Here is a 16,599-nt window from a genome sequence, read left to right on the forward strand (position 1 = left end):
TTGTTCAAATCACCAGCAAACACCGACATATTTGCAACTCAATATTCACAACAACCTTACACTGCGACACTATTTTCGCTATGGTTATGCGTAAGCATTGCTGTTGCTTCGTCACGGCAATATAATGAGAATTATTATCATTAAAAGATGATTTGAGGAGTAAGTATATGGCTGTAACTAAGCTGGTTCTGGTTCGTCATGGCGAAAGTCAGTGGAACAAAGAAAACCGTTTCACCGGTTGGTACGACGTGGATCTGTCTGAGAAAGGCGTAAGCGAAGCAAAAGCAGCAGGTAAGCTGCTGAAAGAGGAAGGTTACAGCTTTGACTTTGCTTACACCTCTGTGCTGAAACGCGCTATTCATACCCTGTGGAATGTGCTGGACGAACTGGATCAGGCATGGCTGCCCGTTGAGAAATCCTGGAAACTGAACGAACGTCACTACGGTGCGTTGCAGGGTCTGAACAAAGCGGAAACCGCTGAAAAGTATGGCGACGAGCAGGTGAAACAGTGGCGTCGTGGTTTTGCGGTGACTCCGCCGGAACTGACTAAAGATGATGAGCGTTATCCGGGTCACGATCCGCGTTACGCGAAACTGAGCGAGAAAGAACTGCCGCTGACGGAAAGCCTGGCGCTGACCATTGACCGCGTGATCCCTTACTGGAATGAAACCATTCTGCCGCGTATGAAGAGCGGTGAGCGCGTCATCATCGCCGCACACGGTAACTCGTTACGTGCGCTGGTGAAATATCTCGATAACATGAGCGAAGAAGAGATTCTTGAGCTGAATATCCCGACCGGCGTGCCGCTGGTTTATGAGTTTGACGAGAACTTCAAACCGCTGAAACGCTATTATCTGGGTAATGCTGACGAGATCGCGGCGAAAGCAGCGGCGGTTGCTAACCAGGGTAAAGCGAAGTAAACGTCATTCGCTTAAAAATGAGAAAGCCGACTGCAAAATGAGTCGGCTTTTTTATTTTTCGTTGCTACCAATGGAGCACATTGCCTGATGCGACGCTGCGCGTTTTATCAGGCCTCCGGTGATTAATCGGATACGCCACTCTGACGGCGCATCCGACAATTAAACTTTACCCGCGACGCGCGTTTACTGCATTCGCCAGTTGACGTAACAGAGCATCGGTATCATCCCAGCCAATGCAGGCATCGGTGATGCTCTTACCGTAGGCCAGCGGTTCCCCGCTCTCGAGGCTCTGATTGCCTTCCACCAGATGGCTTTCCACCATCACGCCAATAATGGCCTTTTCGCCACCGGCAATCTGCTGGCAAACGTCAGCACAAACATCCATCTGCTTTTTGAATTGTTTCGACGAGTTAGCATGGCTGAAATCGATCATCACCTGTGCTGGCAGGCCTGCTTTGTTCAGCCCTTCTTTCACTTCAGCAACGTGCTTCGCGCTGTAGTTAGGCTCTTTACCACCGCGCAGAATGATATGGCAATCGCCGTTACCGCTGGTATTCACAATCGCCGAATGACCCCATTTGGTCACTGAAAAGAAGCAGTGCGGCGCACCGGCGGCATTAATGGCATCGATAGCCACTTTAATCGTACCATCAGTGCCATTTTTGAAACCTACCGGACAAGAAAGACCAGACGCCAGTTCGCGGTGCACCTGCGATTCGGTGGTACGTGCACCAATTGCGCCCCAGCTCATCAGGTCAGCGAGATATTGTGGGGTGATCATATCGAGAAACTCACCCGCCGCTGGCAGACCGCTGTCGTTAATATCAAGCAGCAATTTACGGGCAATACGCAGACCGTCGTTGATCTGGAAGCTGTTATCCATATGCGGATCGTTAATCAGCCCTTTCCAGCCCACCGTGGTACGCGGCTTTTCAAAATAGACGCGCATTACGATTTCCAGCTCATCTTTCAGCTCTTCACGCAGCGCCAGCAAGCGAGTGGCATACTCTTTAGCCGCGACAGGATCATGAATTGAGCATGGGCCAATCACCACCAACAGGCGATCATCATTACCTTTCAGGATCTTATGGATCGCTTTTCGGGCATGGGCGACCGTATTCGCGGCATTTTCAGTAGCGGGGAATTTTTCCAGCAATGCGACAGGAGGAAGTAACTCTTTGATTTCTTTGATGCGTAAATCGTCGTTCTGATAATTCATGTCTGTTCCAGTGTTGCCATACTTATCTTAGTGAATGCAATACTTCCAATCTATATCTTCCGTCAGAATGTGTAAACGGGGTTTTACACTATGAACGGATTAATCCTGGAATTAGCAAGAAAAACGCCAGATTGTCGCGAAAAACGAGATCTCTCCTACAATTTCTAACTGTAACTCCTTTGTTTGTTAATTATTTCAAGATTCTCTGCTGCGTTTCATAAGCTGGCTGAAATCTTAAACCAATGCCTGATATTCACCTGCAAATGCACTGTTGGAAGAGGTTATCCGACATAACGACCATAACAGGAGCATCCTATGAAAATGACAAAACTGGCCACACTATTTTTGACTGCCACTCTAAGCCTTGCCAGCGGTGCCGCACTGGCTGCCGATAGCGGAGCGCAAAGCAATAACGGCCAGGCAAACGCCGCAGCTGATGCGGGCCAGGTAGCCCCTGACGCCCGTGAAAATGTCGCGCCAAATAACGTCGACAATAACGGGGTAAATACCGGTTCCGACGGCACAATGCTGCATCCGGATGGTTCTTCAATGAACAATGACGGCATGACCAAAGATGAAGAGCACAAGAACACCATGTGTAAAGATGGTCGCTGCCCGGATATCAATAAAAAGGTACAAACTGGTGATGGCATCAATAATGATGTCGATACCAAAACCGACGGTACCACGCAGTAACCCTGCAAAATAGCCAATAATGGGAGAGCGGAGTCTCTCCCTTTTAATTTTTCCCTTCTACAAGCAGTATGATGTCATAAAGTTAAGTGAGAATAATTAAGGGATGACTCGTCATGGCGCACTCACACTCACACGCTTCCTCACACCTGCCAGAAGATAATAATGCTCGTCGCTTGTTGTATGCTTTCGGCGTGACTGCCGGGTTTATGCTCGTAGAAGTCATTGGCGGTTTTCTTTCCGGTTCTCTGGCATTGCTGGCCGATGCGGGTCATATGTTGACCGATACTGCCGCCCTGCTTTTCGCCCTACTCGCCGTGCAATTTTCACGTCGACCTCCCACCATTCGCCACACTTTCGGTTGGCTAAGATTGACCACGCTCGCAGCATTTGTGAATGCTATCGCCCTGGTGGTGATTACCATTTTGATTGTCTGGGAGGCGATAGAACGCTTCCGCACACCGCGTCCGGTCGAGGGCGGCATGATGATGGCAATTGCCGTGGCTGGGCTGCTGGCAAATATACTTTCTTTCTGGTTACTTCATCACGGCAGCGAAGAGAAAAACCTCAACGTGCGAGCAGCGGCACTGCATGTGCTCGGGGACCTGCTGGGTTCGGTTGGGGCTATTATTGCCGCGTTGATTATTATCTGGACCGGCTGGACACCTGCTGACCCCATTCTCTCAATACTGGTGTCGCTTCTGGTTCTGCGTAGCGCGTGGCGACTGTTGAAAGATAGCGTGAATGAATTACTTGAAGGTGCACCGGTATCGCTGGATATCGCCGAACTGAAGCGTCGTATGTGCCGGGAAATCCCGGAAGTCCGCAATGTGCACCATGTACATGTATGGATGGTAGGCGAGAAGCCGGTGATAACGCTGCATGTGCAGGTGATCCCGCCACACGATCACGATGCCTTGTTAGATCAGATCCAACACTACCTGATGGATCACTATCAGATTGAGCACGCCACTATTCAGATGGAATATCAACCTTGTCATGGGCCAGACTGCCACCTGAATGAAGGGGTGTCTGGCCATTCACATCATCACCATTAATGGGACAGCGCGCGTGAACCTCTTTCGCGTGCGCTGTTGATCCACATCCGGCTGCCGTTGAGGGCAATAAAGGTCAGGATGATGTACTCCAGAGACATGGCGTAAACGCCCTGAAGTGCAAAAATAACGACGCTAATCACGTTAATAATCACCCACAACAGCCAGTTTTCCACATACTTACGCGTCATCAGAATCATTGCCACGATAGATAACACCATCATGCATGAATCCCAGAACGGGAAAGCGTCCGGCTGTAGTTCAGGCATCGCAACCTGTAATCCTAATGCTTGCATGATCATGACTGCCACGCGGGTCAAAAATGCAAACACCGGATTGATAAATACCGTCATCAGACCAATCGAAACAACGCAAACCGCCAACCAGCTTAGCGCCTTCGGCAATGGCAACCAGCGAATTTTCAACTCCGCCTCGTTCTGACTGGTTTGTCGCGACCACGCATACCAGCCGTAAATATTCGCGGCAAAGAAAAACACCTGTAATAGCAGGCTGGCATACAGCTGAATCTGAAAGAAAATAATGCCAAACAAGGTGACGTTGATCAGGCCAAAGAAGTAGTTACTGATCTTCTCCAGACTGGCAAGGCCAATACACAGCAACCCGGCGATCGTGCCTACCGCTTCGATCCATGAGAGATCATAACCGCCTGCCCCTATTGGTATATGTACCAGGATATTCTGCACACTAAAAAAATCCATCGTTCCCCCAAAGCGTAATGTGACGCCTCATTATCAATTATCCACGTAGTGTAGCCGCAAAATCCAGCATACGATTGAGCGGCACCAGCGCCCTCTCTCGCAGCCTTTCATCAACATAAACCTCGTGATTGCTTCCTTCCAGTTCTAATGCCTCTGCGATGGCCTGAAGGCCATTCATGGCCATCCACGGGCAATGCGCGCAGCTGCGACAGGTTGCGCCCTCACCCGCGGTTGGTGCTTCCAGTAACTCTTTATCTGGCACCGCCTGCTGCATTTTGTAGAAAATGCCCCGATCGGTTGCCACGATAAGCCGCTGATGTGGCAATGTTTTCGCAGCAGCGATCAGTTGACTGGTGGAACCGACCGCATCCGCCATCTCTACAATAGCTTGCGGTGATTCTGGATGCACCAGTATGGCAGCATCCGGGTATTCTTCTTGCAAGCGGGTTAACGCTTGAGTCTTAAATTCATCATGCACAATGCAGGCACCCTGCCAGCATAAAATGTCTGCGCCCGTCTGTTTTTGCACGTAACGCCCCAGATGTTTGTCAGGTGCCCAGATGATTTTTTCACCCAAACTATCCAGATGATCAATAAGTTCGACGGCAATGCTTGAAGTTACCACCCAATCTGCGCGCGCTTTTACCGCAGCAGAAGTGTTGGCGTAGACGACGACAGTACGATCGGGATGGGCATCGCAAAATGCGTTAAATTCTTCAACAGGGCAGCCGAGATCCAGTGAACATTCAGCCTGAAGTGTCGGCATCAGAATTGTTTTTTCCGGACTGAGAATTTTGGCGGTTTCTCCCATAAATCTCACCCCAGCAACTAACAACGTAGAAGCGGGATGCTTTGCACCGAAGCGCGCCATTTCCAGAGAATCAGAAATACAGCCACCGGTTTCTTCTGCCAGTTGTTGAATTTCGGGATCGGTATAGTAGTGGGCAACCATCACCGCATTACGTTCTTTTAGTAGACGTTTTATCTTCTCGCGGTAATACGCTTTTTCATCAATGCTTAACGGCGTCGGCTTCGGGGGGAAAGGATAAATCGCCGTGTCTGGATCAAACATCACGCTCATCTTACCATCTCGTTTTACAGGCTTAACGTTAAAACCGACTTAAGCGTGATATTCGCTATTATCGGCGTAATTTGTTTTATATGCTAAACAAGATAGTCGAATGGTGGAGAAAAGTCACTCGAATTACGTATGAGATGCCGAATGCCACACTTTGCGTCTTATTCCTCCGACGTAGAGTTGTTTACGCAGCAAACGCGGAGTATGTCATCAGGGTCAAGAATTGAAATTGAGAGATGCCTGAATAGCAAAAAAGCGCCTTTAGGGCGCTTTTTTGCATTGGTGGGTCGTGCAGGATTCGAACCTGCGACCAATTGATTAAAAGTCAACTGCTCTACCAACTGAGCTAACGACCCCTTGCGGGATTATGCTGCTTTAATCATTCAGGATGGTGGGTCGTGCAGGATTCGAACCTGCGACCAATTGATTAAAAGTCAACTGCTCTACCAACTGAGCTAACGACCCATACGGGTGTTACCTGAAAGATTTCTACTCGGAACCAATGTTTAAAATTGGTGGGTCGTGCAGGATTCGAACCTGCGACCAATTGATTAAAAGTCAACTGCTCTACCAACTGAGCTAACGACCCGAGTGGTGGGTGATGACGGGATCGAACCGCCGACCCCCTCCTTGTAAGGGAGGTGCTCTCCCAGCTGAGCTAATCACCCGATACTGCGCTGGATACTACAAACTACTTCCACCGAACCCACCGTAATCAGTGGTGGGTCGTGCAGGATTCGAACCTGCGACCAATTGATTAAAAGTCAACTGCTCTACCAACTGAGCTAACGACCCGGTGGTGGGTGATGACGGGATCGAACCGCCGACCCCCTCCTTGTAAGGGAGGTGCTCTCCCAGCTGAGCTAATCACCCGATACTACGCTGGATACTACAACTAACTATGTTAGTGGTGGGTCGTGCAGGATTCGAACCTGCGACCAATTGATTAAAAGTCAACTGCTCTACCAACTGAGCTAACGACCCACTTTTTCGTTGCTTTCGGTTTGTTTGATATCCCGTGGCAACGGCGGCATATATTACTGATTTCAGACTTGAGCGCAACAAAAATTTCGATGTAGATCACTCAACTGCTTATGATTCGCACGACACGACCAGAAATAATGCGACTTCTGGTCGTGTGTTATGCATTACATCGCGTTCAGACGTTTTTGCGCCTGTTTAGCGCCATCAGTACCAGGGTATTTACTGATAACCTGCTGGTATACGGCTTTCGCTTTTGCGGTGTCACCTTTGTCCTGCATGATGACGCCGACTTTAAACATCGCATCTGCAGCCTTCGGTGACTTCGGATAGTTTTTCACTACCGAAGCAAAATAATACGCCGCATCATCTTTTTTACCCTTGTTGTAGTTTAACTGACCCAGCCAATAATTGGCGTTTGGCAGGTAAGTTGAATCAGGGTAATTTTTGATGAAATTCTGAAATGCCACCATTGCGTCATCCTGGCGGGATTTATCCTGCACCAGCGCAATAGCTGCATTGTAATCCGTGTTTGCATCACCGCTTTTCACCGGCGCGCCAGCATTCGCAGTACCAGCATCAGCTGTCGGCGTCGTTGATGCCGCCACACCGCTTTGATCGCCGCTGGTTGATTGCGCCGCTGCACCACCGCTGCTGAGGCTGTCGATCTGCAACAGGATCTGCTTTTGCCGCTCCACGACCTGATTCAGTTGATACTGATTTTCCTGAATCTGACCACGCAGGGAATCAATATCGGATTGATTATCAGAGAGTTGTTGCTGGAGTTGGGTTAAAAGCTGGCTGTGAGCATTAGAAATACGCTCAAGTTGAGTGACGCGGTCTTCGACCGAGCCTGAGCCGACACTACTGATTGGTGCCTGAGCAAAAGCGGCCCAAGGGGCCGCTATACCAACCAGTAACGACAGACTCAATAGTTGATGTCTGAAGTTACTGCTCATGCAATTCTCTTAGTAAACCAGTACCGCACGACGGTTTTTGGCATACGCCGCTTCGTCATGACCCAGTACTGCAGGTTTTTCTTTACCGTAAGAAACGATGGAGATCTGGTCAGCAGAAACGCCTTTACCCTGCAGATACATCTTAACAGCGTTCGCACGACGTTCACCCAGGGAGATGTTGTATTCCGGAGTACCACGTTCGTCCGCGTGACCTTCTACGGTGACTTTGTAAGACGGGTTGCTACGCAGGAAGTTTGCGTGTGCATCCAGCATTTGAGCGAAGTCAGAACGGATATCGTACTTGTCCAGATCGAAGTAAACGATGTTGTTCTGCTGCAGCTGTTGCATTTGCAGACGAGCCTGCTCTTCGGAAGACATGTTGCCGTTGCCGCCGTTCGCATCCATACCAGTGCCGGCACCCAGCATGCCTTCGCTGCCGTCATTGCTGGCGTTCTTGTTGGAAGAACATGCCGCAATTGCCATAACAGGCAGAGCAATCATCAGCCCTTTCAGCACTTTGTTCAGTTGCATTTCAATGATTCCTTTACTATTCAATTAATTATTATCACAGATACGGCGACCAGGCAGGGAATTTGACCTGTCCATCAGTTGCCGGAAGACGCGCTTTGAAACGCCCATCTGTAGAAACCAAATTCAGCACGGATCCCATCCCCTGAGAAGAGCTGTAGATTACCATAGTGCCGTTAGGTGCCAGACTTGGCGTTTCATCCAGGAACGTGGACGACAGAACTTGTACGCCTCCCGTTGCCAGATCTTGTTTGGCAATGTGCTGCTGCCCACCGTTGGAGCTGACCATTACCATAAATTTACCGTCGCTGCTGACATCCGCATCCTGGTTCTGCGAACCTTCCCAGGTAATACGTTGTGGCGCACCGCCGTTGATATTCACTTTATAAACCTGCGGACGACCGGCCTGGTCAGAAGTAAATGCCAGGTTCTGGCTGTCCGGGAACCAGGTCGGTTCGGTATTGTTACTGCGACCATCAGTTACCTGGCGGATCTGACCAGAAGCCAAATCCATTACGTACAGGTTCAGGCTACCGGTTTTCGACAAGGCGAATGCCAGTTTGCTGCCGTCTGGCGAGAATGCAGGTGCACCGTTGTGACGCGGGAATGAAGCCACCTGACGTACAGCGCCATTTGCCAGCGTCTGAATAACCAGCGCGGAACGACCGCTTTCGAAGGTCACATAAGCCAGTTTAGAACCGTCTGGTGACCACGCCGGAGACATCAGCGGTTGCGGTGAACGGTGAACGACAAACTGGTTGTAACCGTCATAGTCAGATACGCGCAGTTCATACGGGAACTGACCGCCGTTAGTCTGAACAACGTAGGCAATACGGGTACGGAACGCACCTTTAATACCGGTCAGTTTTTCAAATACTTCGTCACTGGCGGTATGACCAGCATAACGCAGCCACTGCTTGTTCACTTTGTACGAGTTCTGAGCAAGTACAGTACCCGGTGCGCCGCCAGTGTCAACAAGTTGATAAGCAACATTGTAAGAACCATCCGGATTCGGAGTGACCTGACCGACAACCACAGCGTCAATGCCCAGCGCGGACCATGCAGCTGGTTGTACTTCCTGCGCACTACCCGGCTGCTGTGGCAGACGAGCACGATCTAACGGATTAAATTTACCGCTGTTACGCAAGTCAGCAGCAACGATGCCGCCAATATCTTCAGGTGCCGCACCAGGCCCCGCCCACTGGAAAGGAACAACACCAATAGGACGACCGGAATCTACACCGCTGTCGATCACAATGCGGACTTCAGCATGCAGAACTGATGCCCACAGTATGAGAAAACCAAATGCTACTCGTAATGCCTGCTTCATCATATCTCCCTTATCTGGACCGATGGCCCACGATAATTTAGCAGAATGTTAACAAACTAAAATACACAAAACTACCAGAACCCCGTGGCAACCGGTGCCTGATGTTGACCGTCGGAACAGTCAACATCGCGATTACGGTTTGAAGTCCAATGGCGCGTTTTTGAACACTTCATATACTGCCTGGCTTGGTGGTTTCGGGATCTTCGCAAGTTTAGCTGCTGCCAACGCAGCTTGACAAAGTGCGGGATCGCCACCTTCAGGTTTGATATCCAGTAACATACCATCGGGTGCCAGTTTTATGCGCAGCGTACAGGTTTTGCCTGCATAGGACGATGCGTCATAGAACTTACTTTCGATAGCAGATTTAATCTGCCCGGCATAGTTATTGATATCGGCCCCTGATGCGCCATTGTTTTTAGTATTACCACTCCCGGCAGGCGAAGCATTGTTCCCTTTCGCCCCTCCCCCCGTTTTCGGTGCATTCTTACCAGAGCTTAGCTCACCGAAAATATCATCTGCCTCTGCGGCAGCTTTTGCTGCAGCGGCTTTTTCAGCTGCTGCTTTTGCTGCTGCCGCTTTTTTGTCTGCGGCGGCTTTTTCTGCCGCTGCTTTCTTATCAGCTGCTGCCTTTTCAGCAGCCGCTTTTTCTGCTGCTTTTTTGTCGGCTGCCGCTTTCTCTGCTGCCGCTTTCTTATCAGCTGCAGCCTTTTCAGCAGCCGCTTTCTTCTCAGCTTCTGCCTTGGCTTTTTCAGCAGCTTCGGTTGCCGCTTTCTTTCTTGCTTCAGCTGCAGCTGCTTCTGCCGCTTCAGCTTTCTTCTTCAGCGCCGCAGCAGCAGCCTCGGCTTTTTTCTGCGCTTCGACTGCGGCTTTGGCGGCTTCTGCTTCTGCTTTTTTCTTCGCGTCTGCCGCCGCTTTCTTCGCTGCTTCTTCCGCAGCTTTAGCATCCGCTTCGGCCTTCGCTTTAGCATCTGCCGCCGCTTTCGCTGCCGCCTCTTCCGCTTGCTTCTGCTTTAACTCGGCCTGTTTTGCGGCTTCTTCAGCCTGCTTTTTCTGCTCCTGAGCCGCTAACCGCTCTTTCTCAAGTTGCTTCAGGCGTTCCTGTTCAGCCGCTTGTTTCTCACGCAGTTCTTCAGCAGCCTGCTGCTCCTTCATCTTGCGCTGCTCATCAGAACGCTTCGCGCTTGATTCCTGGCTTTGCATACGTTTGTACTGTTCAACTACCGCACCTGAATCAACCATGACAGCGTCGATGGACGAACCACCGCCGCCTCCGGCTGAAGCTTCTATATTCTCATCGAACGAACTCCAGATCAGCGCCGCAAATAAGATGACATGCAGCACTGCTGAAATAATTATCGCCCGCTTGAGCTTGTCGTTTTGTTCGGTTGCCTTTGACACTCTCGGTTTCCAAAAACTGTTCGCCTGTTACCCGCTCTCTTTCAAGCAAGGGAAACGCAGATGTTTAGATAGGCTGCGTCATTAAACCAACCGATTTCACACCCGCACTATGTAACAAGTTCAGTGCTTTAATTATTTCATCGTAAGGCACATCTTTTGCGCCACCGATCAGAAAGACCGTTTTCGGGTTGGCCTTGAAACGGCTGGACACTTCCGCCACCACCTGCTCTGGTGGTAAACGCTCCAGACGATCTTTCTCAACCACCACGGTGTACTGACCAATACCAGACACTTCAACAATCACTGGCGGATTATCGTTACTGCTCACCGCCTGTGATTCAGTAGCGTCTGGCAGATCGACCTCCACGCTCTGGGTGATGATGGGCGCTGTCGCCATAAAGATCAGCAACAGCACCAGCAGTACGTCCAGCAACGGTACAATGTTGATTTCGGACTTGAGATCGCGACGACCTCGTCCACGCGCTCTGGCCATGGCTTACCCCTTGTTGCTCTCGCTAACGGTAAACGCCTGGCGGTGCAGAATCGCGGTAAACTCTTCCATAAAGTTGTCGTAATTCAGTTCCAGTTTGTTTACGCGCTGGTTTAGGCGGTTATAAGCCATTACCGCCGGAATTGCGGCGAACAAACCAATTGCCGTCGCAATCAACGCTTCTGCGATACCGGGCGCAACCATTTGCAGTGTTGCTTGTTTTACCGCCCCGAGGGCGATAAAGGCGTGCATGATCCCCCAGACCGTACCAAACAGACCAATATACGGGCTGATGGAGCCAACCGTACCGAGGAACGGAATGTGCGTTTCCAGATTTTCAAGTTCACGATTCATGGAAATACGCATCGCACGCGACGCCCCTTCCACTACGGCTTCCGGCGCATGGCTATTGGCACGATGCAGGCGCACAAACTCTTTGAAGCCGCTGTAAAAGATTTGTTCCGAACCGCTCAGATTATCCCGTTTCCCCTGGCTCTCTTGATAGAGGCGAGAGAGTTCGATTCCAGACCAGAATTTATCTTCAAACGCTTCGGCTTCGCGCGCCGCTGCGTTAAGAATACGGGTCCGCTGGATAATAATGGCCCAGGATGCGATTGAAAAACCAATCAAAATCAACATGATAAGTTTAACCAGAAGGCTAGCCTTCAGGAACAAATCAAGGATATTCATGTCAGTCACTGCTTAAACTCCGCGACAATAGACTTGGGAAGCGCACGAGGCTTCATTTTGAGTGGGTCAACGCAAACAACCAGAACCTCTGCTTCATTCAACAAAGTATTCTCGGCGTTGACAATACGTTGCGTGAAAACCAAAGAGGTGCCACGCATTGATGTTATTTCAGTCTGTATTTCGAGCATATCGTCGAGCCGCGCAGGTGCGTAATATTCCACCGTCATTTTACGTACCACAAAGGCAACGCGTTCAGCCATCAGCGCCTGTTGACTGAAATGATGATGACGCAGCATCTCTGTGCGTGCTCTTTCATAAAAAGCGACGTAACTGGCGTGGTACACCACACCACCGGCATCGGTATCTTCATAGTAGACACGAACCGGCCATCGAAACAGCGTTGTATTCACTTTACATCCCGGTAATGCAACAAAAGTTAGAGCTTTTAAACGCTGCTACTATACGCGCGCGATTGAGGTTTGGGAATGAGGGCAAGTTAAGGGAGCGTAAAAATTTATGGGCCTGACTCGGCCCATAAATTTTTAAAGAGAATTCTGATTTAAAAGAAGAAGAAAATCAGCCCGACAATGAGAACAATATCGGCAAGCAATGGGCAAAAAATCCCTTGCCAGAGAACCTTCTGCGGACGAAAGCCCACGCCGTGAATCACACCAGCACAGACGGCCCACATCAGCAGTAAACCATGCCAGATTTCCAGTTCACTGGTCTTCGCGGCGAAACGTGATGGGTCCCAAAACATACATCCTGCTAACAGAAGTGCCATCACGAAGGAAAGCGCCCGCAGGGGGCGCTTGTCCATTACCGCATACAAGGTTGCGATAATCTTACTCATCAGATGTCTTCTTGACCGGCTTTGCCTGATTCGACGTGCTCAAGCGCCAGCGCGGTGATTACCCCAAACGAACAGGCAAGAAGCGTTCCCAGAATCCATGCGAAATACCACATTTTTAGCTCCTTACTTAGTACAGAGAGTGGGTGTTACGTTCAATATCTTCTTTGGTGATACGACCGAACATTTTCCAGTAACACCAGGCGGTGTAGAGCAGAATGATCGGTACCAGAACCACCGCAACCCAGGTCATGACGTTAAGCGTCAGCTGGCTGGAAGTTGCATCCCACATTGTCAGACTTGCGTTCATCATGGTGCTGGACGGCATCACAAACGGGAACATTGCGATACCGGCAGTCAGGATGATGCAGGCCAGCGTCAGGGAGGAGAATACAAACGCCCACGCGGCTTTATCCATACGTGCAGTCAGGATGGTCAGCAGCGGCAGAACCACACCCAGTGCCGGAATAGCCCACAGAATTGGCGTGTTGTTGAAGTTAACCAGCCATGCGCCCGCTTCACGAACCACTTCTTTATTCAGCGGGTTAGAGGCTGCGTAATGGTCCATTGTCGATTTCACGACATAACCATCGATACCGTACATCACCCATACGCCAGCCAGTGCGAAGCAGACCAGCGTCACCAGTGCCGCCACCTGAGCCGTTGCACGGGTACGCAGGTGCAGTTCGCCCACGGTACGCATTTGCAGATAGGTTGCGCCCTGAGTAATGATCATCCCTACGCTCACCACACCTGCCAGCAGGCCGAACGGGTTAAGCAGCTGGAAGAAGTTACCGGTGTAGTACAGACGCAGATATTCATCAACGTTGAATGGTACGCCCTGCAACAGGTTACCGAACGCTACACCAATCACCAGCGGCGGAACGAAGCTACCAATGAAGATGCCCCAGTCCCACATGTTACGCCAGCGGGTTTCTTCAATCTTGGAGCGGTAGTCAAAACCGACCGGACGGAAGAACAAAGACGCCAGCACGAGGATCATCGCCACATAGAAGCCGGAGAACGCAGCGGCATAGACCATCGGCCAGGCAGCAAACAGTGCGCCGCCTGCGGTGATCAGCCAAACCTGGTTACCGTCCCAGTGTGGTGCGATGGAGTTAATCATAATTCGACGCTCGGTGTCGTTACGACCGAGGAAACGGGTGAGCATGCCCACCCCCATGTCGAAACCGTCAGTGACTGCAAAACCAATTAGCAGAACGCCAACCAGCAGCCACCAGATAAAACGCAATACTTCATAATCGATCATTTGACGACTCCTGTCTTAGCGTGCCGGCTGAGTAGTCGTGGAAGACGGCTCAAAGTGATAGCGACCGGTTTTCAGGCTGCTTGGGCCGAGGCGTGCAAACTTGAACATTAAGAACAATTCTGCCACCAGGAACAGGGTATACAGGCCGCAAATCAGCACCATTGAGAAGATGAGATCGCCTGCGGTCAGTGACGAGTTCGCCACAGCTGTCGGCAGCACTTCACCGATAGCCCACGGTTGGCGGCCATATTCAGCCACGAACCAGCCCGCTTCTACAGCAATCCACGGCAGCGGAATACCGTACAGCGCGGCGCGCAGCAGCCATTTTTTCTCGCCAATGCGGTTGCGGATGACACTCCAGAAAGAGAGCGCAATGATTGCCAGCAGCAGGAAGCCACACGCCACCATGATACGGAACGCGAAGTACAGCGGCGCTACACGCGGAATGGAGTCTTTGGTTGCCTGTTGAATCTGAGCTTCAGTCGCATCAGCCACGTTTGGCGTATAGCGTTTCAGCAGCAGACCGTAACCGAGATCTTTCTTCATGCTATTGAACTGGTCACGAACGGCCTGGTCGGTAGAACCAGAACGCAGTTGTTCGAGCAGAGAGTACGCCTTCATCCCGTTACGAATGCGTTCTTCATGCTGCACCATCAGTTCTTTCAGGCCGATAACTGGAGTATCCACGGAACGCGTTGCAATGATGCCCAGCGCGTAAGGGATCTGGATCGCAAATTTGTTCGTCTCCTCTTCCTGATCAGGAATGCCGAACAGAGTAAAGGCAGCAGGTGCAGGTTGCGTTTCCCACTCGGCTTCGATAGCAGCCAGTTTGGTTTTCTGCACGTCGCCCATTTCGTAACCGGATTCATCACCCAGAACAATAACAGACAGAACGGCAGCCATACCGAAGCTGGCAGCGATAGCAAAGGAGCGTTTAGCGAAGGCGAAGTCACGACCTTTCAGCATATACCATGCGCTGATACCGAGGATGAACATCGCGCCAGTCACATAACCAGAAGCTACGGTGTGAACGAATTTCACCTGAGCAACCGGGTTAAGCACCAGCTCGGAGAAGCTCACCATCTCCATACGCATAGTTTCAAAGTTGAAATCGGACGCGATTGGGTTTTGCATCCAGCCGTTTGCAACCAGAATCCACAGTGCGGACAGGTTTGAACCGAGCGCCACCAGCCAGGTGACACACATATGCTGAACTTTACCCAGACGATCCCAACCGAAGAAGAACAGACCTACAAAGGTGGATTCGAGGAAGAAGGCCATCAGACCTTCGATTGCCAGCGGCGCACCGAAGATATCCCCTACATAGTGGGAATAGTAAGACCAGTTAGTCCCGAACTGGAACTCCATGGTCAGACCGGTAGCCACACCCAGAGCAAAGTTGATACCAAACAACTTGCCCCAGAACTTGGTCATATCTTTATAAATCTGTTTGCCGGAAAGGACGTAGACCGTTTCCATAATGGCCAGCAGGAACGCCATACCGAGCGTCAGTGGCACAAAAAGGAAGTGGTACATCGCGGTCAAGGCAAACTGTAAGCGCGACAGTTCGACTATATCTAACATCATGACTCCTTGCTCATCGCATGAAGACTCCGAGAGTGAACCCCGTTAGAAAGGGTCACACGCATGCCCCAATACAAAATTATTTGCTCGCCTCTATCGTTGCCATTTCATCAAAAGAGGAAAAGACAATGATAAAAAAGTTACAAATGTGTTAATGAATAAACCAAATTGATCCCGTAATTATATTACGCCGCAAAATCCTTACAATAAACAGGTTTTTATTGAGCAAATTTGCATTTTTCGACAGTGATCAATTTATAGCGAAATTGTCACGATCTCACCAATTTGATCTACAACAATTTATCGTGTTTTGCAGATTTTTTTCAAGAATTAAAAATTGATTTATATCAAAATCAACCACATATGTTAATTATGTGTGAATCATGAGCCACTGGTAACTTTATTGTTAATTTATTGTAACAAAATAGCACAGTAAAATTACCCACATGGAAATATATAGATAAAAAACCAGTATTTTATTTAACAGAGCCGCTTTATCGACTTTTTATAATACTAATTAGTTAGAGTAGCTACTTTATTGCCATTTTACATAACATATTTTTATCAACGTTAATTGATTGTTGTCTTTATGAGCAACGTACTGTAAATCCGTCACTTATTATTTCATTGGTAATAATCACAAGAAGAAATAGATACCTTAGGTATAGTCAGATGAAACAAGGATTTTCAAAATAAAATATATATGGTATTAATATTTCCCGATCTGTATTCAATGATTCGCTCAAAGATTGAAATTCAAGAGAAATTGTTATAGCAGTGATACGAAACAACAAAACGGAATGATTGCCAGCCGTTAGAAAACACCGGACACTCT

General features: G+C 49.7%; 17 protein-coding genes and 7 tRNA genes. 3 read left to right on the forward strand and 21 right to left on the reverse strand.

Annotated features, from left to right (window positions below):
- The first annotated feature begins 167 nt into the window (after nucleotides 1-167).
- A complete protein-coding gene (gene gpmA / locus ACJHYO_RS18040; RefSeq protein WP_001295305.1) occupies nucleotides 168-920 on the forward strand; it encodes a 2,3-diphosphoglycerate-dependent phosphoglycerate mutase in 753 nt (250 codons plus the stop codon).
- A gap of 166 nt (nucleotides 921-1,086) precedes the next feature.
- Here the strand turns inward: gpmA and aroG are convergent, their stop codons facing one another.
- Nucleotides 1,087-2,139 carry a 3-deoxy-7-phosphoheptulonate synthase AroG gene (gene aroG / locus ACJHYO_RS18045; protein WP_410232532.1) on the reverse strand — a complete coding sequence of 351 codons (1,053 nt, stop codon included), beginning with the start codon at nucleotides 2,137-2,139 and terminating at the stop codon, nucleotides 1,087-1,089.
- A gap of 315 nt (nucleotides 2,140-2,454) precedes the next feature.
- On the opposite strand from aroG, the gene ACJHYO_RS18050 reads away from it, so the two are divergent.
- Complete coding sequence (locus tag ACJHYO_RS18050) at nucleotides 2,455-2,835, forward strand: YbgS-like family protein (RefSeq protein ID WP_000784341.1); 381 nt, start codon at nucleotides 2,455-2,457, stop codon at nucleotides 2,833-2,835.
- Nucleotides 2,836-2,948: 113 nt separating this feature from the next.
- Nucleotides 2,949-3,890, forward strand: a complete 942-nt coding sequence (gene zitB, locus ACJHYO_RS18055) for a CDF family zinc transporter ZitB (RefSeq protein ID WP_085455239.1) — start codon at nucleotides 2,949-2,951, stop codon at nucleotides 3,888-3,890.
- Here the strand turns inward: zitB and pnuC are convergent.
- The 20 genes from pnuC to cydA form a co-directional block, all read right to left on the reverse strand.
- Nucleotides 3,887-4,606: a nicotinamide riboside transporter PnuC gene (gene pnuC, locus ACJHYO_RS18060; RefSeq protein ID WP_000345406.1), complete on the reverse strand. Its 720-nt coding sequence runs from the start codon at nucleotides 4,604-4,606 to the stop codon at nucleotides 3,887-3,889. The two genes, zitB and pnuC, sit on opposite strands and share 4 nt — an antisense overlap.
- A 37-nt stretch (nucleotides 4,607-4,643) precedes the next feature.
- The gene (nadA, locus tag ACJHYO_RS18065) at nucleotides 4,644-5,687 is read right to left on the reverse strand and encodes a quinolinate synthase NadA (protein WP_000115284.1); all 1,044 of its coding nucleotides are present in this window, start codon (nucleotides 5,685-5,687) and stop codon (nucleotides 4,644-4,646) included.
- A 277-nt stretch (nucleotides 5,688-5,964) separates the two neighbouring features.
- Nucleotides 5,965-6,040 (reverse strand) — tRNA-Lys (locus ACJHYO_RS18070).
- Nucleotides 6,041-6,073: 33 nt separating this feature from the next.
- Nucleotides 6,074-6,149, reverse strand: a tRNA-Lys gene (locus ACJHYO_RS18075).
- Nucleotides 6,150-6,197: 48 nt separating this feature from the next.
- A tRNA-Lys gene (locus tag ACJHYO_RS18080) sits at nucleotides 6,198-6,273 on the reverse strand.
- Nucleotides 6,274-6,276: 3 nt separating this feature from the next.
- A tRNA-Val gene (locus ACJHYO_RS18085) sits at nucleotides 6,277-6,352 on the reverse strand.
- A gap of 51 nt (nucleotides 6,353-6,403) precedes the next feature.
- Nucleotides 6,404-6,479: transfer RNA gene (locus ACJHYO_RS18090), tRNA-Lys, on the reverse strand.
- A 2-nt stretch (nucleotides 6,480-6,481) separates the two neighbouring features.
- Nucleotides 6,482-6,557, reverse strand: a tRNA-Val gene (locus ACJHYO_RS18095).
- 35 nt (nucleotides 6,558-6,592) lie between these two features.
- Nucleotides 6,593-6,668: transfer RNA gene (locus ACJHYO_RS18100), tRNA-Lys, on the reverse strand.
- A 164-nt stretch (nucleotides 6,669-6,832) separates the two neighbouring features.
- Nucleotides 6,833-7,624: a cell division protein CpoB gene (gene cpoB, locus ACJHYO_RS18105; RefSeq protein ID WP_000097574.1), complete on the reverse strand. Its 792-nt coding sequence runs from the start codon at nucleotides 7,622-7,624 to the stop codon at nucleotides 6,833-6,835.
- A 9-nt stretch (nucleotides 7,625-7,633) separates the two neighbouring features.
- Nucleotides 7,634-8,155 (reverse strand): peptidoglycan-associated lipoprotein Pal, encoded by a 522-nt coding sequence (pal, locus tag ACJHYO_RS18110; RefSeq protein ID WP_001295883.1) that lies wholly within the window; start codon nucleotides 8,153-8,155, stop codon nucleotides 7,634-7,636.
- A gap of 34 nt (nucleotides 8,156-8,189) precedes the next feature.
- Complete coding sequence (gene tolB / locus ACJHYO_RS18115; protein WP_001295307.1) at nucleotides 8,190-9,482, reverse strand: Tol-Pal system beta propeller repeat protein TolB; 1,293 nt, start codon at nucleotides 9,480-9,482, stop codon at nucleotides 8,190-8,192.
- A 132-nt stretch (nucleotides 9,483-9,614) separates the two neighbouring features.
- Nucleotides 9,615-10,880: a cell envelope integrity protein TolA gene (gene tolA / locus ACJHYO_RS18120; RefSeq protein ID WP_000030657.1), complete on the reverse strand. Its 1,266-nt coding sequence runs from the start codon at nucleotides 10,878-10,880 to the stop codon at nucleotides 9,615-9,617.
- A gap of 64 nt (nucleotides 10,881-10,944) precedes the next feature.
- On the reverse strand, nucleotides 10,945-11,373 hold the full coding sequence (gene tolR, locus ACJHYO_RS18125; RefSeq protein ID WP_000090097.1) for a colicin uptake protein TolR: 429 nt from the start codon (nucleotides 11,371-11,373) through the stop codon (nucleotides 10,945-10,947).
- 3 nt (nucleotides 11,374-11,376) lie between these two features.
- Complete coding sequence (gene tolQ / locus ACJHYO_RS18130; protein WP_000131310.1) at nucleotides 11,377-12,069, reverse strand: Tol-Pal system protein TolQ; 693 nt, start codon at nucleotides 12,067-12,069, stop codon at nucleotides 11,377-11,379.
- Complete coding sequence (ybgC, locus tag ACJHYO_RS18135) at nucleotides 12,066-12,470, reverse strand: tol-pal system-associated acyl-CoA thioesterase (protein WP_001098384.1); 405 nt, start codon at nucleotides 12,468-12,470, stop codon at nucleotides 12,066-12,068. Before ybgC ends, tolQ begins: the two co-directional genes overlap by 4 nt.
- Before the next feature lie 149 nt (nucleotides 12,471-12,619).
- Complete coding sequence (gene ybgE, locus ACJHYO_RS18140) at nucleotides 12,620-12,913, reverse strand: cyd operon protein YbgE (RefSeq protein WP_000034602.1); 294 nt, start codon at nucleotides 12,911-12,913, stop codon at nucleotides 12,620-12,622.
- Nucleotides 12,913-13,026: a cytochrome bd-I oxidase subunit CydX gene (gene cydX / locus ACJHYO_RS18145; RefSeq protein ID WP_000270282.1), complete on the reverse strand. Its 114-nt coding sequence runs from the start codon at nucleotides 13,024-13,026 to the stop codon at nucleotides 12,913-12,915. The genes ybgE and cydX overlap by 1 nt, the downstream gene beginning before the upstream one ends.
- Nucleotides 13,027-13,040: 14 nt before the next feature.
- On the reverse strand, nucleotides 13,041-14,180 hold the full coding sequence (gene cydB, locus ACJHYO_RS18150; RefSeq protein ID WP_000568275.1) for a cytochrome d ubiquinol oxidase subunit II: 1,140 nt from the start codon (nucleotides 14,178-14,180) through the stop codon (nucleotides 13,041-13,043).
- Between the two features lie 15 nt (nucleotides 14,181-14,195).
- A complete protein-coding gene (gene cydA / locus ACJHYO_RS18155) occupies nucleotides 14,196-15,764 on the reverse strand; it encodes a cytochrome ubiquinol oxidase subunit I (RefSeq protein WP_085455238.1) in 1,569 nt (522 codons plus the stop codon).
- Nucleotides 15,765-16,599 lie beyond the last annotated feature (835 nt).

Source organism: Escherichia sp. WS1118 (assembly GCF_046487695.1).
Classification (GTDB): Bacteria; Pseudomonadota; Gammaproteobacteria; order Enterobacterales; family Enterobacteriaceae; genus Escherichia; species Escherichia coli.